This is a genomic window from Nibrella viscosa, assembly GCF_039541875.1.
GTDB classification, from domain to species: domain Bacteria; phylum Bacteroidota; class Bacteroidia; order Cytophagales; family Spirosomataceae; genus Nibrella; species Nibrella viscosa.
This window is the reverse complement of record NZ_BAABHB010000008.1, coordinates 204,992-229,370: the sequence shown is the minus strand read 5'-3', so window position 1 is coordinate 229,370 and position 24,379 is coordinate 204,992. Positions and strand designations below refer to the sequence as shown.

Here is a 24,379-nt window from a genome sequence, read left to right as displayed (position 1 = left end):
ACTAACTTGTACTCATATGAATCGCAACATACTTTATTTTCTGTCGCTCATCACCTGGCTCTATCTGGATGCCTGCCAGACCAAAGACCCCATTCTGCCGGCTCCCAACGGCGCGGTGGCCGTGGCTAAAGTAAATGCTGACAAAGCGTATTTCGACGTAAATAACCTAGCTAATGCTGAGTTTGAGTTTGAGCTGCGCGGAGAAGACTTTGGTCGGAACGTACCGGTAAAAGCCGTTGAGGTATGGGTTGGTCTGAATGCTCCACGAGTGACGCTTACGGCGGCCATGACCGCCTGCGGCAACGGCGTTAACTGCCAGTATCCGGGAGCCGCCCTGGCCCCGCTGCCTAGCCGCATTACAGATACGGATAAACTGCTGCGAACGGTAACAACCCTGCCCTCAACAGTTACCATCAAGGCGTCTGAAGCCGTTGCCGCTGTAGGGTCTACCTTATCGGCATTGCGCCTGAACGACACGTTCCTGGTGAAATTTGCGGTACAGACAGAAGACGGCCGGCGGTTCCCGGCATTCCACGACGGTATATGCGACGAAACCCGCGGTCAGGTAGGTGATTGCCGGCTGGTCATCCGGGTAGATAACCGGAAAGTCTTGTATCAACCGCTTAAATAGGTATCAGCGAAAAACAGCAAGGGCGGCCGGGTATTAATCGGGCCGCCCTTGCTGTTTCTATATCAAGCTACTTTACCATACTACTCCCCACCACCTTATAAATAGCGCCATCGGCTTTGGTGAACAGATACAGGTCCTGATTAAGGCCCTGGCCAAAGCGGAGGTCGGTTTTCTTGCTGCCACTGAGGGTGCGGAAATCGGTTACGGCTCCGTTTAGCTGGATGTCCAGTTCCTGCACGGTGGCTTGTTCGCCCAGCTTCAACTGACGGCTATCGACGTAAAAGACGCGGCCGTTTACGATGTCGCCGAAGATGTATTTGTCGGCCAGTTCGGGAATGGCGGTACCGGTGTAGACAAAGCCGCCGGAAATGGCGTTGCCTTCGTCGTGGTCGTACTCAGCAACGGGATAGGTGTAGGTACGCTCCTTTTGAGGTAGCGCATACACATTCGCCATTTTGCCCCGGTGGTTAATGACAAACGTACCTTCCCGCTCCGGCCAGCCGTAGTCGGCCCCGGCTATGCCTATATTCAATTCTTCGGCGTTGGCGTGGCCAATGTCGGTAATCAGCATCTTGCCGTCGGGTGCCCAGCAAATGCGGTTGGGGTTGCGGAAACCCCGGCAGAATACCTCCTTCTTCACCGCCGGGTTCGTGCTGTTGGCATATGGATTAGTTGCCGGTATGCCGTAGCGGCCGTTGCGGCTGTTTTTGCCCTGGGGGTCGATGCGCAGGACCGAACTCCAGATGTTGGTGTTGTCGTTGCAGATAAAATAGAAACCGTTTTCGGCCGCTCCGCCATCGCCTATGCCAATGTACAGCAGGCCGTAGTCGGGGCGGCCCGGCTTCGCCAGCGGGTTAAAGGTGATTTCCTGCATCCCGTGAATGGGTGATACCATGTTGACCCGAAACAGTTCCCGGCCGGTGCCGTTGAACGCAGGGCTGGTAGGGTTGTTCATCTTCCATTCGGTCAATACCCATTGCAGCGTCACCTTAATGGAGTCGGCGTAAGCAAAATCGGCCGGAGCCGCCTTGGCTTTTTCGGTATGGGTGGTGTACAGCAGTCCATTCCTGTAGAACTCCGGATGGAAGGCAAAACTGCCGAAACCCGTCGCCAGGCCGGGTTTGTTGATGAAGCCGGCACGCTCCTTGTTCATGTCCATGAAGAGCCGCAACTGATTATCCTCCATCTCGTACAGTTGCCCCCGATGGTCGACAATAAACTGCCGGTCTTTCTGGCCACTAGCACCGGGCAATACGCCCATTTTGGTGATGCGGGCCAGTGGTACCTGATCGGCGGTAGCCGGTGCCGTAGTCACTTTCTCCAGGTTGAGCCGCAGGCCCGACTTCTGTATTTTTGTGGGGATTGGATCTTTCAGCGCATCACCCAGCCTTTTATCGTCTGCCGGGCCGGCTGCGCTTTTCTGCCGACTGTGGATGAATGACATAAGCGCATGCAGGTCGGCATCACGCAGGCTGGCGAAGGCCGGCATGTATTGCTGGTACTCCTTATACAACTTAGTCGCTCGGGCATCACCACTGGCAATCACGGCCGGTGCATTATGGATAAATTTTTTCAGCCACTGGGGCGATACCTCCGCCGTTACCTGAGCCAGATTCGGACCAATACCCTTTTGCAGAAAGTTATGGCAGGCTGAGCAGTTCTGCTGAAACAACTGCTGCCCTTTGGCTAAAAGCTGTTGATCGGTAGAGTAGGCGATTGGTACCTGCACCGGCCGCGTTGCTTGTTTTTTGGTGGCCGGCGGTTGTCCACAGGCTTGCGTACCAAGTATAATCGTGTAGAGACTCAAGAGGCCGATGGCGGATAATAACCGGTAAAACGGAGTTCGTACGCAGAAAATCATGTAAATTCGTAACTATGAAATCGGTAAAACAGAAAACAGATCAGGCTGCGGTTCGCGCCGATATTTTGCGGTCGGTGGTGGCTTCGTGCCGCATTGAGAAAATTGTCATTACGCCGGAGCAGGCCACCGCCGTGCGCCAACGGGTAGAGGCTACGCTGGCAAAATCGCCCCGATAATGCACTCCATCGGCGTATAGTTTTGGTCGGCAGCCTGTTGAACGGCCCCTACATATTCCTCAAACAAAATGGTAGCCCCCTCATTGGGAGCAATCCGTTCCCAGTGCAACGCACTCAGCCCCTGCTTCCGGCCCATCAGATTGGCCAGCATCCGGGCCGTTCGTCCGTTTCCCTCCCGAAACGGATGGATAAACAACAGTTCGGCATGAACGACGGCTATATCACGGACAAGCTGCTGCCGGTCGATATAGCGATTGGGTGCCCTGTTCAGCATATCGGTTTCAAACAACTGCATGATGCGGGGCAGAAACTGCGCAGCGGCAAAGACAAACCCACCTTTTGAGATATTCACATCCCGCCATTTGCCGGCAAAGGAATACAGATCTCCCAGCGCCAGTTTATGCATGTCCAGGATATACCGGGCTGTAAATCGGGTGCGGCCGGTTAGCTGCTCGGTCAAGAGTATTTCTGCTTTCAGAAAGCCTTCAAATTCGGCGAGGCCGATTTCTTCCGCCGACACCAAGCCCAGCCGGTTTGGCAATATACCCGGCGGAGCCGGTAAAGACTGGTTTTCCATTCGTATTTGTTGTCTGTAGTTTTTAAAGCGAGGCTACCATGCTCACTCCCGACTGATTCCCCTGAAAATCGACGGCCCGCACGGTTACTTTGCTGCCTTTTTGCTTACTGGCATCGGGTACAGCGAAGCTGGTCAGCGGGGTGAAGCCGATCTTTTTACCATTTTGGTAAATATTATAGCCGATCAGATTGCGATTATCCGTCGATTTATCCCAGCTTACCAGCATAGCGTTTCCCGTTGCGCTGACCTTTACATTTTTGGGTACGGTCGGCGGGGCTGTATCCGGGCGCAGGCGCTGCAATACGCTGAAAAGCGACCGGAACTGGTGGTACGAGGCCTTCCAGATTTGTCCTTTCAAGGCCGTCTTTTGCTTCGGCTCTTTATCAATGCCGCCCTGGAACCACTCACCGTATTCGTGGTCAATTACGTATTTGTCAATATAGTCCCACTGCTGCTGAAACCGGCTAAAATAGTTAAGCGGGTCGTTAGGGTACAAGTCGGCCATCATCAACAGGGTATTGAGTCCTTCGGCCTGTGCCCACCAGTTTTTGCCTTCGCGGATGATGGTGATGTTGTCTTTACCCTTGAAGTAGTAGCCGCCATCGTAGATGCCCCCCACACCGGGATCGAAACCCGTCCGGATGGTGTGATCGGCCATTTTTTTGGCAATCTGCATGGTTTTGGCATCATGCTCCAGTCCCAGCACGTGCGAGGCCTCCAGCAGCAGGAAGGCCGTCTCAATGTCGTGCCCAAACGAAACTTCGTCAATATGGTAGTAGTGCTTCCTGATTTCCTCTTCGGGCTGGTCACGGAAGGAAATGGGTTTTAGATCGGGGGTGAGGAACAGGGTGAGGTAGCCTGTGGGAGTAACAATAACATCGCGAATCAGCACCAGCATTTCCTGTAGGCGTTCGCGCACCAGCGGGTCGGGCCAAACCTGGTATAGTTCGGCAAAAGCCTCCAGCAGGTGAATAGAACTGTTCTGGTCTTTATAGCCTACTGTTGAGGTTACCGGCGTATCAGCGGTGCGTTTCAGCGGGGTACCATCTTCGGCCAGATCCTGAATATAACCTTTGTATCTGGGGTCATGGCTGTGCTGCTCCAGCCACAAAAAGGTTTTCTTCGCCAGGTTCAGGGCACTGGTGTCGCCGGATGACTGGTAATAAGCCGCCAGTCCGTAAATAGCAAAGGCGTTGCCGTAGGCAGTTTTTTGTAATGAGCCGTTGGCTCCCCGTTTGGCATTACCTTGCCGATCAACCAGCGTGTAGAACCCGCCATGGGTTTTGTCCCACATCTTATCGCGGAGAAACAGATAGCCATGCCGGGCGCTGGTCAGGTAGTGCGATTCTTCCGGAAATAGTTGAGCCGCTTTGGCATTGGACCAAATGTGGCGGGCCTGGGTTACAATCATTTTATCCTGCGCGCCCGAAGGTTTCCAGTCGTAGGTAAAGGTGCTGAGAAAGCCGCCATATTCCTGATCGACCGCCTGCGGATACCATTTATTCAGCAACTCTGTTTTAATCGATTTTTCAATCTCAGCCGCCAGTTTGGCTTTGACCGCCGGATCAGGTCCTGGGTACATTGAGGTAAAGGACAAAGATAGCCAGGGGAGTAAACCGGCTACTACAAGGCTAAGCGTTAGCGTTTTCTGTTTCATGGGCAAAGGACTGTTAAGGAGGAAAGGCAAAACGAGGTACTCAGTTACTGCCTTCGGTATAAAGGCATTCAAGTTAAGGCAAAGCAATTTACATTTTCAATTTTGGATTGTACTTTTCCCGTAAATTATAGCTTAAACCGAGACAATCGTCTCCCAAACAGCATGGTAAACCCTACCGCTACTACACCCACTGCCGGCTCTGCGCTACAGCCCCCCCCGGCCCGAATTGCCTCCATCGACATACTCCGGGCCATTACTATGGTGCTGATGATTTTCGTTAATGATTTATGGTCGCTGACGAATATCCCGACCTGGCTGGAGCATGTCTCTGCCGATGCCGATGGGCTGGGTTTTGCCGATACCATTTTCCCGGCTTTTCTGTTTATCGTCGGCATGTCGATACCCTTTTCGGTAAGTGCCCGCCGGCAGAAGGGCGATAAGAGCTACCAATTATTGGTACACATTGGCAGCCGGACGCTGGCATTGCTGGTAATGGGCTTGTTTCTGGTAAACGGCGAATATATTAATGCCCAAGCCACCGGAATGCAGCGGGTGGTATGGTATTCGCTGTCCTGTCTTTCCTTTATTCTGATCTGGAACGTATACCCGAAAACAGCCAATGCGTGGGCAGTCCGGCTTGCGCAGTTTGCCGGTGTAGGCATCCTGCTCACGCTGGCGTTTCTGTACCGGGGTGGCGAGGGCGAGGGCGTTAACCGGTTTTCTACGTACTGGTGGGGTATTCTGGGCCTGATCGGCTGGTCGTATCTGGTCGGGGCGCTAAGCTATACCTTCACCCGGGGTAAGTTTGTTCCGCTTGTACTGGTATGGCTGGTGTTCTGTGCGCTCAGTATAATTTCCAGCGCGCATTTGATTCCAAAAGAAAGTCTGCTAAAGGTATTGCCCAACGCCATCATTGGTGGAACCTTACCGGCGTTTACGCTGGGCGGCATTCTGACCACACTTATTTTTCAACACTATCGAAAGCAGCACGATAATCGTTTGCTGATGCTGGTGTTGGGCGGCAGCGTGGCCGCGTTGCTCATCCTGGGCTTTTATACCCGTACCTTTTGGGACATCTCCAAAATCAGAGCTACTCCACCGTGGCTGTTTGTGTGCAGTGCTTTCACCATACTGGCATTCATGGCCGTTTACTGGCTGGCCGACCTGCGCAGCAAAGCGTCGTGGTTCAGCCTTATCAAACCGGGCGGCACCGATACGTTGCTGTGCTACCTGATCCCTTATTTCGCCTACGCAGTTGTGGTGCTGGCCGACCTTAGCCTGCCGGCGTTCCTGCTCACCGGAGTTGTTGGGTTGCTGAAGTCGCTGGTGTTCGCGCTGCTGTGTGTATGGTTTGCCGGTGCTCTAAGTAGACGCGGTATTCGGCTGAGGTTGTAAACAGCCTATGCTGAGCCTTTGCGTAGCGTGTAACGACGTGCCTGCCAACGCTAAACACAGCGATACATGCGGGTAAACCTTAGCTGTTGTCCATCCGTTTACATAAATGGTGCCGTTCCCATTATACGGCGCTTATGAGTTATGGAAAAATCCCCTAATAACCTATCTCAACCCAGCAACCCGGCCGAACAGGGAGCTGTTAATCAACCCCAAAGCGGTGACCGACCCAGCCAGGGCACTGAGCGCACAAACGACCATTATAACCCGGCCGGTAAGCCAAATGCCGATACCCATCTTCCGCCCGCACCTGATACCGTGAACGCCAAACATAAATTCCCGGTGCTGGCTCAGCCACCCGAAGCATTTACCGGGCTGCGACTCACCAAACCGGCCAAAACAGCGGCTGGCGTACCTGCTGTATATAAGTCTATAGCGTTTTCGTGGGGAGAGGCCGGGGTGGGTCGTGGTACGCACGCCCTGTTGAAGCTCAACCAGAAAGACGGCTTCGACTGCTCGTCCTGCGCCTGGGCGGACCCGGACGGTGACCGATCGGTCGCCGAGTTCTGCGAGAACGGGGCAAAAGCGACGGCCTCCGATGCCGATACGCGCCGGGCCGATCCGGACTTCTTCGCCAGGCATAGCGTGGTCGAACTGTCGCACATGACCGACCGCGACCTGAATAATACCGGCCGCCTGACGCACCCGCTGCTTCTCCGCAAAGGCGATACCCATTACCGGCAGATTGCCTGGCCAGATGCGTTTAAATTGATTGCTGATGAGTTGAATGCGTTGGATTCGCCGGATGAAGCCGTTTTTTATACCTCGGGCAAAGTGCCCAACGAACCAGCGTTTCTGTACCAGCTTTTTGTGCGCCAGTTTGGCACCAATAACCTGCCCGACTGCTCCAACATGTGCCATGAGAGCAGCGGTTCGGCGCTCAGCCCGACCATTGGCTTAGGTAAAGGATCGGTAACGCTGAATGACATTCACGAAGCAGAGGTGATACTAATCATGGGGCAGAACCCCGGCACCAACCACCCCCGCATGCTCACCGCGCTGCAAATGGCGAAGAAAAATGGGGCCAAAATTATTGCTGTTAACCCACTGCACGAAACTGGGCTCGATCATTTCAAAAATCCGCAGGACTTCATGAACCCCATCAAAGCGGTGGGCGCCCTGTTGAGCAGTGGGACCAAAATCAGCGATTTATATCTACAGGTGAAGATCAACGGTGATATGGCCGTGTTGCGGGGTATTCTGAAGCACCTGCTGGCAGCCGAAGAAAGGAGCCCCGGCACCGTGATCGATCATGAATTTATCCGGCAGTATACCGCCAACTACGGAGCGTTCCTGGAAAATATCCGGAACACCAGTTGGGAAGATATTGAGGAGATCAGTGGCCTGTCGCGGGGGCAATTGCTGGAAGCGGCCAACCTGATAGCGCCCAGGCAGAAAATCATCACCTGCTGGGCCATGGGTCTTACCCAGCAGAAAAACGGGGTGATGAGCATCCAGGAGATTGTCAACCTGCACCTGCTGAAAGGGGCCATCGGTATACCCGGCGCAGGTGTTTGTCCGGTACGCGGTCACTCCAACGTGCAGGGCGACCGCACCATGGGTATCTGGGAACGGCCGCATAAAGCCTTTCTGGATGCGCTGGAGAAAGCATTTAACTTCCAGCCGCCCCGCGAGCACGGTCTCGACACGGTAGAGTCTATTAAAGCCATGCATGAAGGCAAGATCAAGGTGTTTGTAAGCCTGGGCGGCAACTTCCTGTCGGCCTCTCCCGATACGGAATTTGTAGCCGAGTGTATGCGTAAGCTGCGGATGACGGTTTTTGTCAGCACCAAACTCAATCGGGGGCATCTCGTCACCGGTGATCTGTCGCTGATCCTGCCAACGCTGACGCATCTGGACATTGACAGGCAGGCGTCGGGGCATCAGTTTACTTCCTGCGAAAACTCCATGGGTGTAGTGAGCATCAACATGGGTGTTCTGAAGCCGCTGGAAGGCGAAATGAAAAGCGAAGTTGCCATCATCGCCGGTATAGCCATGGCGACCTTAGGGAGCCGAAGTATGGTAGACTGGCAGGGCTTTACCGACAATTACGACCGTATTCGGGATGCCGTGGCCCGTGTGGTGCCGGGCTTTGATAAGTTCAACGAGAAGATTCGAATGCCCGGCGGCTTTTACCTGCCCAACGGCCCCCGCGAACGCAACTTCACAACCGAAAACGCAAAGGCGAATTTTACGGTAACCGAAATGACCAGGCACGTACTTGAGCCGGGGCAGTTGGTCCTGATGACCATCCGCAGCCACGATCAGTTCAATACCACTATATACGATTACAACGACCGCTACCGGGGTGTGCATGGCGAACGACGGGTCATCTTCATGAACCAGCAGGACATGCAGGAGCGGGGGATCGGCAAGCAACAGCTCGTTAACATTACCAGCCATTATGAAGGGCAACAGCGGAAGCTGGAGAAATTCATCGCCATCCCGTATGACATTCCAAGGGGTAACGTAGCCGCTTATTACCCCGAAGCCAACGTACTGGTACCGGTGGCCAGTGTCGCCTACATCAGCAATACACCCACCTCGAAATACGTAATTGTTACGGTAGAGCCGGTGGCCCAGGCAGCCTCCAACCCGAACGGTACGGCCCAACAGGTAACGGTAGAAGCTTAAAGCGGCCTTGTGCTCGTCCTGTGCCTGTGCTCGTCCGCGTTTATAACGCGGACGAGCGGAGCGGAAATTGCAGGTTAAGTAGATTAGCCGTAGTTTTCGCTCTCTGATTAACAAATACCCTAACCCTTACTTCATGAAAGCTAATCGTCGTGAGTTTCTGAAACACCTGGGCTTGGGGGTCGCTGGCCTGGGTATAGCCTCCACGTTGCCGGGTTCGGCCTGGGCGGTGGCGCGTACCGGTTCTAAGCTCGTGCGCAGTACGCCGGAAGCCGAGGGCATAGCCTCCGCCGACATTCTGGCGCTGGTCGAATCGCTGGAAAAGAACAATGCCGGATTGCACAGCCTGATGATCGTTCGACACGGCAAGGTAGTGGCTGAAGGCTGGTGGGCACCGTATGCACCGGAGCTGAAACATACCCTGTATTCGCTGAGTAAGAGCTTTACCTCAACGGCCATTGGGCTGGCGGTAAACGAAAAACTACTGAATGTGGACGATCGGGTTATTTCCTTCTTCCCGAACGATACACCCGAAAACGTCGGTCCTAATCTGGCGGCCATGCGCGTCAAAGATTTGCTGACTATGTCGACGGGGCATGATAAGGATACCTCGGGAACCATGAGATCCAGTGATAACTGGATCAGGAACTTCCTGGCTCTGCCGGTCGAGCATCAGCCGGGTACCTATTTTGTGTATAACAGTGGCGCTACGTTCATGCTCTCCGCCATATTACAGAAGATAACCGGCCAAACGGTGTTGCAATACCTGACACCCCGCTTGTTTGGACCGCTGGACATTACGGGTGCTACCTGGGATTCCAATCCGCAGGAGATCAACACCGGCGGCTGGGGACTAAGTCTCAAAACAGAGGACATTGCCAAGTTCGGCCAGTTGTACCTGCAGAAAGGCATGTGGAACGGCAAGCGCCTGGTACCCGAAGCGTGGGTGAACAATGCTACCTCGTTTCAGGTGCAATCGACTACGCCCGGCTCCGGTACTACTAAGTTAAATCCGGAAAGCGATTGGCATCAGGGCTATGGCTATCAGTTTTGGCGCTGTCGGCACAACAGCTACCGGGGTGATGGAGCTTACGGGCAATACTGCGTGGTAATGCCTGAACAGGATGCGGTGGTTGCCATCACGAGCGAAACCGCTAATATGCAGGCGACGCTCAACCAGATCTGGAGCATCCTGCTGCCGGCGATGAAATCGGGTGCGCTATCGACTAACCCTACGGCACAGACTAAGCTAAAACAGAAGATGGCTTCGCTGGAGATGCCATTATCTACTCAGCCGGCTCCCTCACCCCTACAGGCGACCGTATCGGGTAAGCTATTCAGGCTGGAGCCGAACGACCTGAAGGTCCAGACCGTATCGCTGACTTTCGACAAGAATACGTGTCTCTTTAAAGTACAGGACGAAAGCGGCACACACGCCATCACGGCTGGTATTGGCCGGTGGACAGATGGCAGGACGACCATGCCCGGCACTCCGCCCAATCTGGTACCCAGTCCTAAAAAGCCGGGGACATCCAGCCGCGTAGCCGCTAGTGGTGCCTGGACGGATGAAAACACGTTTGTTATGACATGGCAATTTACCGAGACTCCGCATTCTGACACGGTAACCTGCCGTTTTACGCAGGATGGGCTACAGGTAGAGTTCCTGAACAGCATCACCGCCATGAGTAAGGGGCAGAAGGACAAACGACCCGTGCTGCAGGGGCGTCGGGCGGTTTAAGAAATGTAAACCGATGAAAAGCGAAGCCGGAAAACAGAAGAAATAGCAGCCTATTTTCCGGCTTCGCTTTTCAAAATATTTAAGAACTCCTGTAAAGAGATTACAGTCAATCGAGGAAATGCTAATTTCTTCAAAGTGTTGAAATCTGAGTCATTCGTTACAAGGTAATCAGCACCCGCAGCGATAGCCACATCAACAAACTTATTATCGTCGGGATCTTCATCAATAAGCTGCCTAGTTATAATAAGCCTCTTGAAATAAGGTATTGGGCGCAAGTGTTAAAATGGTGAGTACTAGCTCTGAAGTTTTAGCAGAGTAAGTACCCGTGAGTTTTTCTGCATATTCGGTAAGTCTTTCATTACTAACTACCCACTCAAATTGCTCTGCCTCAAAAGCCAGATACAACGAATAGTATGGGCTGCGGGGTGGAATAGAGGCCAGTAAGCAGTTGGTGTCAATGACAGCTCTCACCATTAAGTCTTACTGTTCAGAATTTTGTCATAATCTTCTTGAGAATAGCCGCGTTCGTCTGCTATCTGGGTAAGTTCTTCATGGAGTAATGCTGAGTAGTGCTTCACCAAAGCTCGTTTTAATTCGAGTACTTGTTCGTCGGTCATCTCCCGATCAAACAGGCGCAGCAAACTAACCTGAATAGGATTAAGTTTCCCACATGGTGCTGTGGAAGCAGAGTTTTCCATACCATCAGTGCTTGTTCATAGCACGTTAACCGAAAAATCACTAATCTCGTTTCGTAGCTACCCGGTACAACACCAGCGCCAGGGCTGCAAACATCAGAGCGCCCAGCAACTGATAACCACCTTCGCCCAGGGCTCCGGTTAATGCCGGTTCGAGTGAGATGTTGGCTAGCGCGTTGTAGATGTTATCGTTGACGGAGAGTAAGGCAATCAGAACGCCGGCTAAAGCGCCACCGGCGACTAAGCCAGTTGCAAACAGGTTACCCCGGCCCAGGTCGGCATCTTCCTCAACAATGTTATTGCGCTTCGCATGCCAGTCCACGGCCGCTTTTACGCATCCACCCACAAAGATAGGCAAGGTAGTCGAAAGGGGCAGGTAAAGGCCAACCGCAAAAGCCAGTGCGCTGATACCCATCAATTCAATGACAAAGGCCAGGAACGCACCGACCAAGACAAACTGCCAGTCGAGGTTGAAAGATAGCAGGCCCTTAATGAGCGTGGCCATCAACGTACCCTGCGGAGCCGGGAACTTGTCGCTGCCGATGGCGTGGGTGATGCCCTGCGCTACTAAATCTGGGGTGGGCGTATCGAGTACTTTAACAGTAGCGCCAATGGCCAGCGACGAGACTATAACGCCAACAAACAGGGCCATCTGCTGGTATTTAGGAGTAGCACCCACCAGATAGCCGGTTTTCAAATCCTGTGAGGTAGCACCGGCGGTAGCGGCTGCGATACAGATCATCCCGCCCACGACCAGCACGGCCGGTTCGTAGAACTTACCCGTCAGGCCCATGCCGATAAACACCAGGGCGGTACCCATAATGGTGGCAATGGTCATCCCCGACACGGGCGAGGAACTGGAACCGATGAGGCCCACAATCCGGCTAGCGACGGTGACGAAGAAAAAGCCGAAGACAATAACCAGGATGCCAATGAGCAGCTTTGTCAGCAGCGAATCGCCCGGTATCTGCGGCAGTATCACCATCAGGGCCACCAGCACCAGGCTACCGATGACCACCACGCGTATCGATAAATCCTGCTCCGTCCGCCGGACCCCACCTTCAACCCCTACCTCCTGTACTTTGCCAAAACTGCTTTTAAAGGAAGATACAATGGTCGGAATCGTTTTCAGCAAGGTCATGAAGCCTCCCGCCGTTACAGCCCCCGCGCCAATCTGCCGGATATAAGCACGGTAAATAGCCGATGCGGTATCGGTGAACGTACGGGTAGCGGGATTCCAGCCACCGGGGCCACCGGCGGTATCGAGGTTCGTCAGGTAACCAAACTTGATGAGTTGCTGAGCAATGATGTCACCCGGCACCAGCGATGCTAATAGCGGAATAAGCGCCAGCCACGCCAGAATACCGCCCCCGACCAATACAGCTGAAATCCGGAAACCAATGATATAGCCCACCCCAAGGTACTCCGGCGTAATTTCTCCGTTGACCGTCGCCGACGGAAAATACCGGTTCGCCTGGTTGGTGGCCCAGGTAGGCACCTCGGCAATAAAACGCAGCACCTTTTGCAGCATGGCGTAGGCTAGCGCAAAGCCCAATCCCTGGTAGGCGGTTTTGGCGAAATTGCCGCCCCGATCCCCCGCAATCAGCACCGAGCCGCAGGCAGTCCCTTCCGGATAGGGAAGAACGCCGTGTTCCTGCACAATAAGCGCCCGGCGCAGCGGAATCATCATCAACGTTCCGAGCAAACCACCCAGGATGGCCAGCGTCAGAATGGTCCAGTAGTTGAAAAACTCCGCGCCGACGCTCTGCCCATTTTCGGCTCGGGTCAGGAACAGAAAACCTGGTAGGGTAAAGACCACCCCTGATGCGATGGACTCGCCTGCTGAGCCGGTGGTCTGAATAATGTTGTTTTCCAGAATAGTCGTTTTCAGAAACCGCTGCCCCAGCGATATGGCCAGCACCGCAATGGGTATAGAGGCCGACACAGATAGCCCCGCCTTCAGTGACAGATACACCGTAGCGGCTCCGAAAAGAACACCGAACAAAGCACCCGTAATCACCGCTTTCAGGGTGAACTCGGCCGGGGAGTGGGAGGCAGGAATGTAGGGTTTAAATTCCGTAGCGGTTTTTGTTTCCATAGGGGGTGAAGGAGTCAAACAGCCAATTTGCCGGGTAATGTAATCATTTATCGCTTACGTGGCGCGTTCTTCTCTGCTTGCTTCGCAGCCAGCAGGTAAACCAGTGAGGCCGTGCCGTCCATCGTCGGTTCATTGGTACTGTAGTCGCCGTAATCGTCGTGGTACACCACCAGGTCGCTCTGAAATTCGGCGTACTCGTCGGGGTCTTTCAGCGTGATGCCTATCAGGTTCCGGTAAATACTACCGAATACTGGACCATCTACTAATCCACCATCGATCGGGTAGTTCTTCAGGTGCGTAAAGGCCGAATGGGGGTCAACGGGTGTGTCGCCCCAACTCGGCAGGCCATATACGAAACTGGTTCCCCATGGATTACAGCCAAACAGCCAGTCGAAACAGGCCTGTTCCAGTTGAGCATATTGAGTATCACCGGTTAGCTTGCGGTACCAGTAGCATTGGATAGCGAACGAGACAGTGAGGTTGTTGCTGCACCAGATAAATGGTATGGCGCGGTAAAACGCATTGTTTTTCGCTTTCTGCCAGATGGTGTCAATACCCGTTATATAATAGCTGATAATTTCCTGCCGTTGTTTAGCTTTTAGCTGCTTCGCTAATTCGTAATGCCCAATGTTGATAAACGGATACCACTGGTAATGCCGGGCGGTATCGTTTTTGATCCAGGGCGTTACCGGCTCCTGACCTGCGTAAGCGATAGCCTTGTTGAGATAATCTTGTTTAAGCTGGCCCCTTGCCTGACCTACATTGTACAGTTCCACACTGGCCAGTTCCATATCATCGGTCCAGTTATCTTCTTCGTAGAAGTAAGGTGCCCGGCCGGGCGCAGTCTGGCAGGCACCGGGTTTCTGGAGACCGAGTGCATAGGCTGTTTGGGCGCGGTGTTGCAGGCGGTTGGCAAAAGCCGGGTCTTGCGGCCGGAGCAGTTGGTAACCCAGCGCAAAGGCACTGCTAAATTTGCCGGCGGTAGAAGCCACTCCCGTTGTTCGGTTCTTGTACCTGAAAAGTCCCTGCGGCTGACCGGTGCAGAAGTATACCGGCCGCTCAAAGCCTTTGCCGTAGAAATCATCTTCTTTCGGGATACGCATACCCATATGGTCTCGGTCGTCGGCGAGCTGGTTGAAGAGCCAGTTGTCGGTAGGGTGCATCTTCAGCAGCCAGTCGAGGCCCCAGCGGGCTTCGTCCAGCACATCGGCAATGGCATTACTGCCTTCCAGGCCATTTGCCTGATGTTTATCGGCAAATACATCCGGAAAGTCCCGGTAAGCCGCCAGCAGGTGGTAGGTGGCATTGGCCGAGGTGGTCGAATACTGTAAATAATCGGAGGCATCGTGCCACCCCCCCGACACATCGACGTGCGTACTGTCAGGCATAGGCCCGTACATTGTGTAGCCGTCATGCGTATGGCAGGAATCCTTTAGGTATGGGTTGTAGCCGCTGCGTTGCTGCCGCATGTAGCGGAGGCAAAAATCAGCAGCACCCTCGTACACATCTTCGGCAATCCTGAACTCCGGCGACCGGACCACACCAGTTTTCAGGTAATACGTGCCGGGTTTACGGAAGGCGGAGAAATCCAGCCGGTATGACTGTCTGAATGGGCCGTATGTGCCATAAGCCTTACCAGCCTGATGGTCGTACATGACCCTGCCGGTTTTAGCCTCTATAACCTGGAAGCGCTGTAACGGCTCGTCGATTTTACTGCCCCACACGGCCACCTTACTGCCAGTAGGCTGATAACCAAGCCAGTTGATACGTACCCAGGCAGTTTGGGTATCGGATTTCCGGAAAGCAACGGTTAGAAGCGTAAAAACTGGAATCAGAAACAGGTATCGCATAACGCCCCAATATACGCGATTGTCGCTATTGCGGATAGGCCCTGACGGCCGAATTGATCCGGCGAACAGAAAAAATTTGCCGGAAGTATTTTGGGCTTAGCGTTGACAAGCGTTAAAATTTTTTGAATCTTTGGGCACACCAATTGACAGGCGGGAGTAGCTCAGTTGGTAGAGCGGCAGCTTCCCAAGCTGCAGGCCGCGGGTTCGAGACCCGTTTCCCGCTCTCTGTACCCACCCGATTGATAGGCGCTTGACTTAACCGTTAAGTGCCTTTTTCTTTTCAGACAGTATGAGTTCTCTCGTCTGCCGTATTGTTTCCGGAGTCTCCAGTTTGGCTAAACACTTACAAAAGCTGGTCTGTTATATTGTTAATCGCTACCCAATAGGCGCTACAGTAACTGTGCATTTACGCTATACCAGCCCAGCAATACATTATGAAACCATTACTCGGTACAACCGCCAATCCGCCTGTTATTCATGCCTGGTTGCTGCTATTACGTATCCTGCTTACAGGGTTTATGCTTACTCACGGCTTGCCAAAACTTATAAAGATCATAAACGGGAACATGGCCTTTGGTGATCCGCTGGGCATTGGTAGTGGGCCTTCGCTGGTGCTGGCTACACTGGCCGAGGTGGGCTGTTCGTTGCTGATTTTGATCGGCTTTCAGACCCGGTTTGCTATTCTGCCGATTGCCTTTACTATGCTGGTCGCAGCTTTCATGGCCAATGCCGGCAAGCCGTTTGGTGATCGCGAACTACCTTTGCTTTATTTGTTGCTATACGCCACCCTCTTCTTTACCGGACCGGGCAAGTACTCGGTCGACGGCCGGGAGCGCAACCCGGCCTGGCCGCGTCGTTCGGGCTCATTCAGGCGGTGATCGGTTCTGGTTGGCCCCATTACGCCCATAGCCGGCATGAAGTCGCCCCCGGAACAGGCTACTTTTTAGGACGAGTCAGCGGCTGCATAGTTATACGTTCCCAGAGTATGTTTAATTTGGAGCAGTTATTATTAAGGCTTGTCCTGTGAGCTATCGTCCACCCGAAATCAGAACCGTTACGATAATACGGTATGTCACTCCCCTGCGGGAGGGTGGCTCACTGCCGGCCATTGTAGAGGCCGACGATAATTTTCTGTACGTGCTAAAATTCCGTGGAGCGGGGCAGGGCGTCAAGGCATTAATTGCCGAGCTGATCGGCGGAGAGCTTGCGCGACTGCTCGGCCTGCGGGTGCCCGAGATTGTGTTCTCGTGGGTAGACCCGGCATTTGGCCGCTCCGAGCCGGATGAGGAAATTCAGGATTTGCTTAAAGCCAGTGCCGGGCTTAACCTTGGCCTGCATTACCTCTCCGGAGCCATTACATACGATCCGCTGGTCACCCCTATTGATTCCAGGCTGGCTTCGCTGATTGTCTGGCTGGATTGCCTGCTCATGAATGTAGACCGCACTCCCCGCAATACGAATATGCTGATGTGGCATAAGCAACTCTGGTTAATCGATCATGGAGCCTCTCTTTATTTTCACCACACCTGGGATAATTGGGAGGAACAAAGCCGACGCCCCTTCCGGCCGGTAAAAGACCATGTGCTGCTCCCGCAGGCCACCGAGTTAACCACCGCTGATGCCGAAGCCCGTACCATACTCAACCCCGAGCGCATCCGCTCCATTGTATCGTTAATTCCTGATGAGTGGCTGCTTGATTTTGAAACCGCTGAGGAGCAGCGACAGATTTACCAGCAATTTTTAGAAAACCGGATTGCTACATCCGACATGTTTGTCCAGGAAGCGCAGTATGCCCGAGAAGCACTTGTTTGAATACGCCGTAATCCGCGTGGTGCCACGTGTCGAACGCGAAGAATTTATTAATGTTGGCGTTATCCTCTATTGTCCGGCACAGGGGTTTCTGAAAACTATCTATGAAATAAAGGAAGACCGATTGCGAGCCTTTTCCGTTGACCTGGACCGGGCGGAACTGGAGGATCGTTTAGAGGCCTTTAAACGAATATGCGCCGGCTGGTCCGAAGGCGGTACTATTGGCCGGTTATCGCTGGCGGAGCGCTTCCGGTGGCTGACGGCTATCCGCAGCACCGTCGTGCAGACCTCACCAGTACATCCTGGTTTATGCACTGATGCTGCTGAGACATTAGGCCGGTTGTATGCTCAGCTGGTCCGGTAACTCAACAAAAAATTGGGGTGTCGCAGCAAGTTGGCACACTTATTGATCCAGAATATATAACTTAAGTTTAAGTACAAGTTACGGTGGGTACAGAAATGGTCGGCATCTTGTCCGGCTTTTTTTCTTTTTAGGGGGTTTAGTTAGCCTGTCTGCCGTACGCACCTATCCCTTTCGTCTGCTTCAAGACTGCTGTTGCCGCCAGGCATTTTTCGGGTGCTCACCTCATCAACAAACTGAGCAAACACTTCCACACCGCATTTCCACAGTGTAGATTATTTTACACAGTCCTTCTACACTACACTGATTATATAGCTATCACCCTGAGAGAGGTACTACCTGTACCCAACCGGAAATTTTTTCAGAACCGTTGTGGAAAAGGCAGCCGACCGGCATCTAACCGATAAGACTGGTAGTTGGAACACCTTTAATAAAAATTTAAACAAAGTCTTTTATGACGCGTTCTCCGCCCAAAACTTTGCGGTGTCACCACTATGTTACACCACGACACCCAGGCAGTAGTCTGGTTGCCAACAGATTAAAAAATTGGTTCAATTGATTCACACTGCGGGTTTTGTACAACTAAATATTAAGGAATTGACAATCGGCCAAAAAATTTGCTAAAGACACTTGCGGCATATTAGGTAGAAAAAGCATACTTTTGTAGTAGATTCGATGGCAACTTTCCAAAATTTAATTTCAGGAAACGCAATCAAACTAAAATTTTCACTTTTTTAACGTCAAAACCTTAGTTTCAATTTAACCCTACAGTAAGTTCAATGAAAACACAAGCTCCAACTCCAGCACCAGCTAAGTCAGCACCGGCAAAGCCGAAAAAATCCGGTGGCCTGAATCCCGCGTTTGTTATTCCTGTTTTGTTTGTGATTGCTATTTTGACCTACATGTTTGTGTTTGGTGACGGCAGCCACTTCCAGGATGGTGATAATGAGAAACAACCCTTAGCTGGCGACTACTTTGGTATTGTTTACAAAGGAGGACCCATTGTACCTCTGCTGTTTACGTGTTTCCTGATCGTTTTGGTGTTCTCGATCGAGCGTTTCATCACTATCAACCGGGCTAAAGGCTCAGGTTCCATTGATGATTTTGTTCGCAAGATCAAAGCTTTTCTGGATCGCAACGAGATTGAAGCGGCTATCAAAGAGTGTGATCGTCAGAAAGGCTCTGTTGGTAACGTGGTAAAAACGGCACTGCTGAAGTATCAGCAACTGGCTAATGACCCTGAACTGAACAAAGAGCAGAAATTGGTAGCGCTGCAAAAAGAAGTGGAAGAAGCTACCTCTTTGGAACTGCCGATGCTGGAGAAGAACCTGACAATCATCGCTACGCTGGCGTCAGTATCTACCCTGGTTGCCCTGCTCGGTACGGTATTGGGTATGATCCGGGCGTTTAGCGCCATGGGTGCTACGGGTCAGCCGGATACGGCCGCTCTGTCAACGGGTATCTCTGAGGCCCTTGTAAACACGGCTCTGGGAATCGGTACTGCCGCTATTGCGACGATTATGTATAGCTTCTTTACCAGCCGTATTGACGAATTGACGTATAATATCGACGAAATCGGTCTGAGCATTCAGCAGAACTTCTCTGCTCACTATTAATAGTGAACCGGTTCTGTGTTTGTGTAATTTAAAAAAGCAGTAAGACATGCCTATTATAAAACCGAAACGGAAAGTACCAGCAATGGACATGACAGCCATGTGCGATGTGGCGTTCCTGCTGCTGACTTTCTTTATCCTGACGGCTCAGTTCCGGTCGCAGGAAGCGGCTGCAGTCGATCCGCCGACGTCAATATCAGGAATTAAAGTTCCGGATAAAGACATCATGACCATTGCGCTTGATAAAGAAGGTAAGGTCTACTTCGGAATCGATAACCAGAATAACCGCATTGCTATGCTGGACAACATTGCCGCAGCCAAAGGTCTTTCATTCAATGATAAAGAAAAAAAGGCATTTGCGCTGATGGCGAGCTTTGGAGTACCTATTGCTCAGCTTAAGTCGTTCCTGTCGCTCGATAATGAGCAACGTATGAAAGTGAAGCAGCCGGGTATTCCGGTTGATTCTACCGGGGCGGCCAACGAAAACGAGCTGAAGGACTGGGTATTCAATGCGCGTAAGGCTAATCCTCAGTTGCGTATTGCGGTAAAAGGGGACAGCTATTCCAAGTTTCCGAACTTCAAGAATGTATTGTCAACCTTACAGGCGCAGAATATCAACAAGTTTAACCTGATTACCGGTACGGAGGCTCCTCCGGCCGGCTGGACGAACGACTGATAGGCTGACCCAAGCGTGCCGATTTAAAATTTTCATCACCGCCCAAAAGTTTAAAAAACGATGGCAGAAATAGACACCGGTGGTGGTGGTGGTAAGAAAGGTGGTGGACACGTACGAAGTAAAAAGGCATCTACCCGCGTCGATATGACGCCTATGGTAGACCTGGGCTTCCTGCTGATCACATTCTTTATTCTTGCTACCACCTTAAGCAAGCCGTCTTCCATGACGCTTAATGTGCCGGATAAAACAAAAGAATTAGAAACTGAGCCGATTAAAGCTTCGAATGTAATGACCATTTTTTTGGGTAAAAATGACAAGATCCATTACATTTTTGGCAAAGCTGCTACTGAAGATCCGGAAGTAGTTACTGTAGGGTATGGTTATGAGCTGCGCAAAGCGATCCAGGATAATGCCCGCAAGGTACCCGGAGATAAGTTTGTGGTAGTTATCAAGCCGACCAAAGAAGCTACGTACCGCAATACCGTAGATGCGCTCGATGAGATGGCTATCACAAAAACCAAGCGCTACGCGTTGGTAGACGAGTTGATGCCGGATGAAAAGAAACTTCTGAAAGATAAAGTGAACCTAGAGCTGTAAACACCATGGCAGAAACACCCTCGAACGCAACACTGGATGATATAGTGTTTGCCAACAGAAATCAGGCATATGGTGCGTACTCTTTGCGGAAGACCTATCCGAAGACCATTTACCGGTCTCTGCTGATTGGGTCGACAGCCTTCCTGCTGGCGATGGTCTCTCCTACCCTTATCAATATGCTGGCGTCTAGTAATGAAGACGACCAGGCCATGGTAGAGGTAGATTTGATGAAGCTGCCGCCACCGCCGATTGACCCGAATGAACCACCACCGCCACCGCCACCGCCGATTGAGGTGCCTAAGGTGAACACGGTGAAGTTCCTTCCTCCGGAGGTTAAACCCGATCAGGAAGTACCGGAAGAATCACCCCCGCCTACCGTTGAGGAACTGAAGGAGGCCGTAGCCGCCGAAAAAACCCAGGAAGGTGACCCCAATGCCGAAGAAGTGATTGTGGCTCCTGAAGCCGCCACCGGTCCGACCAAGGTAGAAGCTGCCGTAGAAGTAGCCCCTCCTAAGGAAGAGGAAATTTTTACGGTGGTAGAGCAGAACCCGGATTTCCCCGGCGGTATGAGTGCTTTAGCCCAATGGTTGGGTAAAAACATTCGTTACCCGGCCGCTGCGCAGCGGGCCAACGTCTCCGGCAAAGTGTTCGTGAGCTTCGTTGTGAACACCGACGGTAGTATCCAGGATGTTCAGGTGCTGAAAGGGCTTGGCTTTGGTACGGACGAAGAAGCCGTACGGGTTGTAAAATCAATGCCGAAGTGGAAGCCTGGTAAGCAGTCGGGCCGGGCCGTACGGGTTAAGTTTAACCTGCCGATCAGCTTCCAGTTGGAGTAGCATGAGACATAGAAACGGGATGTCAGACCGCCTGAATCTGTATCTTTCAGTATTGATGGCAATGGCATATATGGGAGGAGGCATCGGACTGATAGCCTCCTCTCAGTCTTTTGGGTTCCTGCCTACCGGTGTATTCCGGTATATTCTGGCAGTATTGCTTATCATCTACGGACTTTTCCGGGGCTTTCGGGCTTATCAACGCTATCGAGACGGTGAGTGACATTTGTAAATTCCGGCTAGCAGTCCTGCTGATGGTTTGGTTTGTCGGCTGCACCGGCAAGCAAAACCTAGACACACCGGCGCGGGGTACCATTACCATTGCCGCCGATGAATCCTTTAAACCCCTGGTCGAGCAGCTAACGTCGGCGTACATGGGTATTTACCCCGACGCCCATTTTAATGTTATTTATAAACCCGAACAGGAGGCTATCGCTACCATGCTACGTGATAGTGCCCGAGTGGTGTTTACGGCCCGGGAACTTACGCAGTCAGAGCGGATAGCTCTTGACCAGCGAAAAATAGAAGGAAAAACCGAGCGGATTGCCACCGATGGCGTAGCGCTGATTGTGAGCAAAGCCAACGGCGACAGCCTGATTACCCTGCCCGAAGTTCAGGGGCTATTTACCGGCCGCATTACCCAGTGGCAGCAAATGGCCGGTAGCCGGCAAAGCGGACCTGTCACGCTGGTATTTGATAACAACAACTCCAGCAACCTGAACTACATGCTGAAGCGGTTTAACGTAACCGATGTTAGTAACATCCGGATTTTTACGGTAAAATCGAACCGGGAGGTAGTAGAATATGTCCGGACTCATCCTTCTGCTATTGGTTTCATCGGCGTTAACTGGATCAGCGACGGTGATGAACCCCTGTCGGCCGAGCTGTCGAAAGACCTGCGGGTAATGGGTGTTTCAGAGAAAGCTAATCCAACTTCCAGAGGAGAGTATTTTCAGCCGTTCCAGAAGGACCTTGGACTTGAAAACTATCCGTTTCGTCGGGGCGTGTACATCATAAGCCGGGAAGCCCACCCCGGTTTGGGAGGGGGCCTGATCAATTATATTGCCAGAGACGCCGGTGCCCTGGTAATTGAAAAATTAGGTTTATGGCCTACTATACCATATAATCGGGAAGTATATCTGAATAGATAACCAAGTTTTTTGGTTTGCGTGCAATTTTTTAGTTTTGTCTATTGTTTTACTAGCACAGTCAAAAAAGTATTTTTCATTTTCTCAACCTGGATTTTGTGATGAAGATTCAAAAAAAGTCGCTGTTGACGGCCCTGGTTCTAGGTGTGGTTGCTACGGCTCCTTTGTTTGCCCAGGATGTTCAGTCCGCTTTAAGAGACCTTGAGTCCGAGCGCTTTGCAAAGGCAGAGCAAACATTCAAGCAGTTAGCCTCCAGCTCGCCAACGGCTGACAACCAGTTCTACCTGGGCTACTATTACCTGAAGGCCGACCAGCCTGATCAGGCTAAAGCTGCCTTTGAAAAGGGTTTACAGGCTGACCCTAAGAACCAGTTGAACAACGTCGGTTTGGCAGGTGTGGCACTGGCTAAGAACGATTTGGCGACGGCACAGGCAAAAATTGACGAAGCCGTAAAAGCTACTAAAAGTAAAGATATGGATGTACTGCTCCGTGCCGGAGAAATGTACACGATGTTTGAGAAGAATGATCCGGCCCGTGCATTAAGCCTCCTGGAAGCGGCCGCCAAGCTGGATAAGAAAAATACGAACACCGACATTAAAATGATCATGGGCGATGCCTACATGATTAAAAATGATGGCGGTAATGCGGTAAGCCGGTATGAAGATGTGCTGTTGGCTAAACCGAACAACGCAGAAGCCAATTATAAGATCGGTAAGGTGTATTTGCGGGGAAAGAACTACAAGCTGGCGCAGGAGTTCTACCGGAAAGCTATTGACAGTGATCCGGAATTTGCAGCCACCTATCGGGACCTGGCCGAGGCATTTTTCGGCTCACGGGCGTACAAAACGGCAGCGAACAACATGGATTTGTACCTGCAAAAAAGTCAGAACACCAATCCGGAAATGATACTCCGGTCGGCTCAGTTCGACTTCCTGGCACAGGATTACCAGAAAGCAATCGGCAAGCTGGACCAACTGAAAGGCAAAGTAAATAACCCGGTAATTGACCGGATGTACGGCTGGGCGTATTCGGCCTTAGGCAAGAACGATCAGGCCATTGAGACCCTGAACCGCTTTATCAGCACCGCGCCGGAGAAAGTAATCTATGATGATTATAAATACCTGGGTCGCGCTTATGGGCAGACCGGCACTCCGGAAGGTGACTCTCTGAGTATTGTGTTCCTGGAGAAAGCCGCTCCGCAGGATACGACCGAAAACCTGTATCGGGAAATTGGTCAGAAGTTGTACGGTGACAAGCGGTACGACCGGGCGGTCACTTACTTTGAGAAGACTATTGCCAATGATAAAGAGCCGAAGAATAATGATTACTATTATCTCGGCTTGAGCAGCTTCCTTCAAGCTTTCAGGGCGTCTAATGAACTTAAGAGCGACACGGCGGCTGCCCGTCAGGCGCGGATGACTTACCTGCAGAAGTCAGACGGAGCTTTTGATAATGTAATCAAAAATACGCCTGAGTTTGCTACTGCTTACTTTTACAAAGGGCAAATTGCCTACTTTATGAACTCACCGGCCGAAGCGCTGGCGAGCGGTGCCCCGGTTCCTCATTATGAGAAATTCGTTGAATTGGCAAATAATGAGATTGCCGCCGATGCTTCGAAGAAAGCGCAATACCAGCGGAACCTGATTACAGCCTATAAATTCCTGGCGAGCTATAATCTGGCGAAAAAGGATGAGGCCAAAGCAAAAGAGTACTTCACTAAAGTACTGGAGCTTGACCCGAATGATAAAGACGTGAAAGCTGCTTTGGAAGCCCCAAAAACACCGGCAACGCCGGCGGCCAAGCCGAAAGCTCCGGCCAAGAAAACTACCTGAATAGAGCAAACGTAGATTCTTTATATAAAAAAGCGCAGCCGGATCGGTTGCGCTTTTTTGTTTCCAGTTAATAAAAACCCTATAGCGTATATGAAACAAGCTGCTAACTTTGGGGGTTAATGCTATTTTTGCGTCTGCTTAGTG

23 protein-coding genes and 1 tRNA gene are annotated in these 24,379 nt (G+C 52.0%); 16 read left to right on the top strand and 8 right to left on the bottom strand.

Translation table 11 applies throughout. From position 1 onward, the window contains the following. The first annotated feature begins 16 nt into the window (after positions 1 to 16). Entirely contained in the window at positions 17 to 631 is a 615-nt protein-coding gene (locus ABD931_RS19305) for a hypothetical protein (protein WP_345269532.1), read from the top strand. Between the two features lie 67 nt (positions 632 to 698). On the opposite strand, the gene ABD931_RS19300 is transcribed toward ABD931_RS19305, so the two are convergent. Further along, positions 699 to 2,492: a PQQ-dependent sugar dehydrogenase gene (locus tag ABD931_RS19300; RefSeq protein WP_345269531.1), complete on the bottom strand. Its 1,794-nt coding sequence runs from the start codon at positions 2,490 to 2,492 to the stop codon at positions 699 to 701. A gap of 14 nt (positions 2,493 to 2,506) precedes the next feature. Here ABD931_RS19300 and ABD931_RS19295 point away from each other — a divergent pair, with 14 nt between their 5' ends. Then, complete coding sequence (locus tag ABD931_RS19295; protein ID WP_345269530.1) at positions 2,507 to 2,668, top strand: hypothetical protein; 162 nt, start codon at positions 2,507 to 2,509, stop codon at positions 2,666 to 2,668. Here the strand turns inward: ABD931_RS19295 and ABD931_RS19290 are convergent. Next, the gene (locus ABD931_RS19290) at positions 2,643 to 3,245 is read right to left on the bottom strand and encodes a Fic/DOC family protein (RefSeq protein ID WP_345269529.1); all 603 of its coding nucleotides are present in this window, start codon (positions 3,243 to 3,245) and stop codon (positions 2,643 to 2,645) included. The genes ABD931_RS19295 and ABD931_RS19290 overlap by 26 nt on opposite strands. A gap of 22 nt (positions 3,246 to 3,267) precedes the next feature. Next, positions 3,268 to 4,902 carry an AGE family epimerase/isomerase gene (locus tag ABD931_RS19285; RefSeq protein WP_345269528.1) on the bottom strand — a complete coding sequence of 545 codons (1,635 nt, stop codon included), beginning with the start codon at positions 4,900 to 4,902 and terminating at the stop codon, positions 3,268 to 3,270. A 162-nt stretch (positions 4,903 to 5,064) separates the two neighbouring features. On the opposite strand from ABD931_RS19285, the gene ABD931_RS19280 reads away from it, so the two are divergent. The 3 genes from ABD931_RS19280 to ABD931_RS19270 all read left to right on the top strand — a co-directional run bounded on the left by ABD931_RS19280 (position 5,065) and on the right by ABD931_RS19270 (position 10,723). Next, positions 5,065 to 6,297: a heparan-alpha-glucosaminide N-acetyltransferase domain-containing protein gene (locus tag ABD931_RS19280; RefSeq protein WP_345269527.1), complete on the top strand. Its 1,233-nt coding sequence runs from the start codon at positions 5,065 to 5,067 to the stop codon at positions 6,295 to 6,297. A 141-nt stretch (positions 6,298 to 6,438) separates the two neighbouring features. After that, positions 6,439 to 8,988 carry an FdhF/YdeP family oxidoreductase gene (locus tag ABD931_RS19275; protein WP_345269526.1) on the top strand — a complete coding sequence of 850 codons (2,550 nt, stop codon included), beginning with the start codon at positions 6,439 to 6,441 and terminating at the stop codon, positions 8,986 to 8,988. 133 nt (positions 8,989 to 9,121) lie between these two features. After that, entirely contained in the window at positions 9,122 to 10,723 is a 1,602-nt protein-coding gene (locus ABD931_RS19270; protein ID WP_345269525.1) for a serine hydrolase, read from the top strand. Between the two features lie 50 nt (positions 10,724 to 10,773). Here the strand turns inward: ABD931_RS19270 and ABD931_RS19265 are convergent, their stop codons facing one another. The 5 genes from ABD931_RS19265 to ABD931_RS19245 are packed head-to-tail and all read right to left on the bottom strand — an operon-like array spanning position 10,774 to position 15,366. Then, positions 10,774 to 10,998, bottom strand: a complete 225-nt coding sequence (locus ABD931_RS19265; protein WP_345269524.1) for a PIN domain-containing protein — start codon at positions 10,996 to 10,998, stop codon at positions 10,774 to 10,776. Next, on the bottom strand, positions 10,958 to 11,197 hold the full coding sequence (locus tag ABD931_RS19260; RefSeq protein WP_345269522.1) for a PIN domain-containing protein: 240 nt from the start codon (positions 11,195 to 11,197) through the stop codon (positions 10,958 to 10,960). The genes ABD931_RS19265 and ABD931_RS19260 overlap by 41 nt, the downstream gene beginning before the upstream one ends. Then, positions 11,197 to 11,421: a DUF8507 family protein gene (locus ABD931_RS19255; protein WP_345269521.1), complete on the bottom strand. Its 225-nt coding sequence runs from the start codon at positions 11,419 to 11,421 to the stop codon at positions 11,197 to 11,199. Before ABD931_RS19255 ends, ABD931_RS19260 begins: the two co-directional genes overlap by 1 nt. A 40-nt stretch (positions 11,422 to 11,461) precedes the next feature. Next, positions 11,462 to 13,516, bottom strand: a complete 2,055-nt coding sequence (locus ABD931_RS19250) for an OPT family oligopeptide transporter (RefSeq protein WP_345269520.1) — start codon at positions 13,514 to 13,516, stop codon at positions 11,462 to 11,464. A 47-nt stretch (positions 13,517 to 13,563) separates the two neighbouring features. Then, positions 13,564 to 15,366, bottom strand: coding sequence for a glycoside hydrolase family 9 protein (locus ABD931_RS19245; RefSeq protein ID WP_345269519.1), 1,803 nt, complete (start codon positions 15,364 to 15,366; stop codon positions 13,564 to 13,566). Positions 15,367 to 15,516: 150 nt separating this feature from the next. Between ABD931_RS19245 and ABD931_RS19240 the strand changes: the two genes are divergently transcribed. From ABD931_RS19240 to ABD931_RS19190, 11 genes are all read left to right on the top strand, one after another. Further along, a tRNA-Gly gene (locus tag ABD931_RS19240) sits at positions 15,517 to 15,589 on the top strand. 211 nt (positions 15,590 to 15,800) lie between these two features. After that, positions 15,801 to 16,244, top strand: coding sequence for a DoxX family protein (locus ABD931_RS19235; protein WP_345269518.1), 444 nt, complete (start codon positions 15,801 to 15,803; stop codon positions 16,242 to 16,244). A 145-nt stretch (positions 16,245 to 16,389) separates the two neighbouring features. Then, positions 16,390 to 17,178, top strand: a complete 789-nt coding sequence (locus ABD931_RS19230; protein WP_345269517.1) for a HipA family kinase — start codon at positions 16,390 to 16,392, stop codon at positions 17,176 to 17,178. Beyond that, positions 17,156 to 17,539 carry a DUF3037 domain-containing protein gene (locus ABD931_RS19225; protein WP_345269516.1) on the top strand — a complete coding sequence of 128 codons (384 nt, stop codon included), beginning with the start codon at positions 17,156 to 17,158 and terminating at the stop codon, positions 17,537 to 17,539. The genes ABD931_RS19230 and ABD931_RS19225 overlap by 23 nt, the downstream gene beginning before the upstream one ends. 776 nt (positions 17,540 to 18,315) lie before the next feature. Then, a complete protein-coding gene (locus ABD931_RS19220) occupies positions 18,316 to 19,152 on the top strand; it encodes a MotA/TolQ/ExbB proton channel family protein (protein ID WP_345269515.1) in 837 nt (278 codons plus the stop codon). A 46-nt stretch (positions 19,153 to 19,198) separates the two neighbouring features. After that, positions 19,199 to 19,825: a biopolymer transporter ExbD gene (locus ABD931_RS19215; protein WP_345269514.1), complete on the top strand. Its 627-nt coding sequence runs from the start codon at positions 19,199 to 19,201 to the stop codon at positions 19,823 to 19,825. 60 nt (positions 19,826 to 19,885) lie between these two features. Continuing rightward, positions 19,886 to 20,422, top strand: coding sequence for an ExbD/TolR family protein (locus ABD931_RS19210; RefSeq protein WP_345269513.1), 537 nt, complete (start codon positions 19,886 to 19,888; stop codon positions 20,420 to 20,422). 5 nt (positions 20,423 to 20,427) lie between these two features. Continuing rightward, entirely contained in the window at positions 20,428 to 21,258 is an 831-nt protein-coding gene (locus tag ABD931_RS19205) for an energy transducer TonB (protein WP_345269512.1), read from the top strand. Positions 21,259 to 21,313: 55 nt separating this feature from the next. Then, complete coding sequence (locus ABD931_RS19200) at positions 21,314 to 21,478, top strand: hypothetical protein (RefSeq protein WP_345269511.1); 165 nt, start codon at positions 21,314 to 21,316, stop codon at positions 21,476 to 21,478. 31 nt (positions 21,479 to 21,509) lie between these two features. Next, positions 21,510 to 22,406, top strand: coding sequence for a PstS family phosphate ABC transporter substrate-binding protein (locus ABD931_RS19195; protein WP_345269558.1), 897 nt, complete (start codon positions 21,510 to 21,512; stop codon positions 22,404 to 22,406). A 98-nt stretch (positions 22,407 to 22,504) separates the two neighbouring features. Further along, positions 22,505 to 24,235: a tetratricopeptide repeat protein gene (locus ABD931_RS19190; RefSeq protein ID WP_345269510.1), complete on the top strand. Its 1,731-nt coding sequence runs from the start codon at positions 22,505 to 22,507 to the stop codon at positions 24,233 to 24,235. The last annotated feature ends 144 nt before the right edge of the window (positions 24,236 to 24,379 follow it).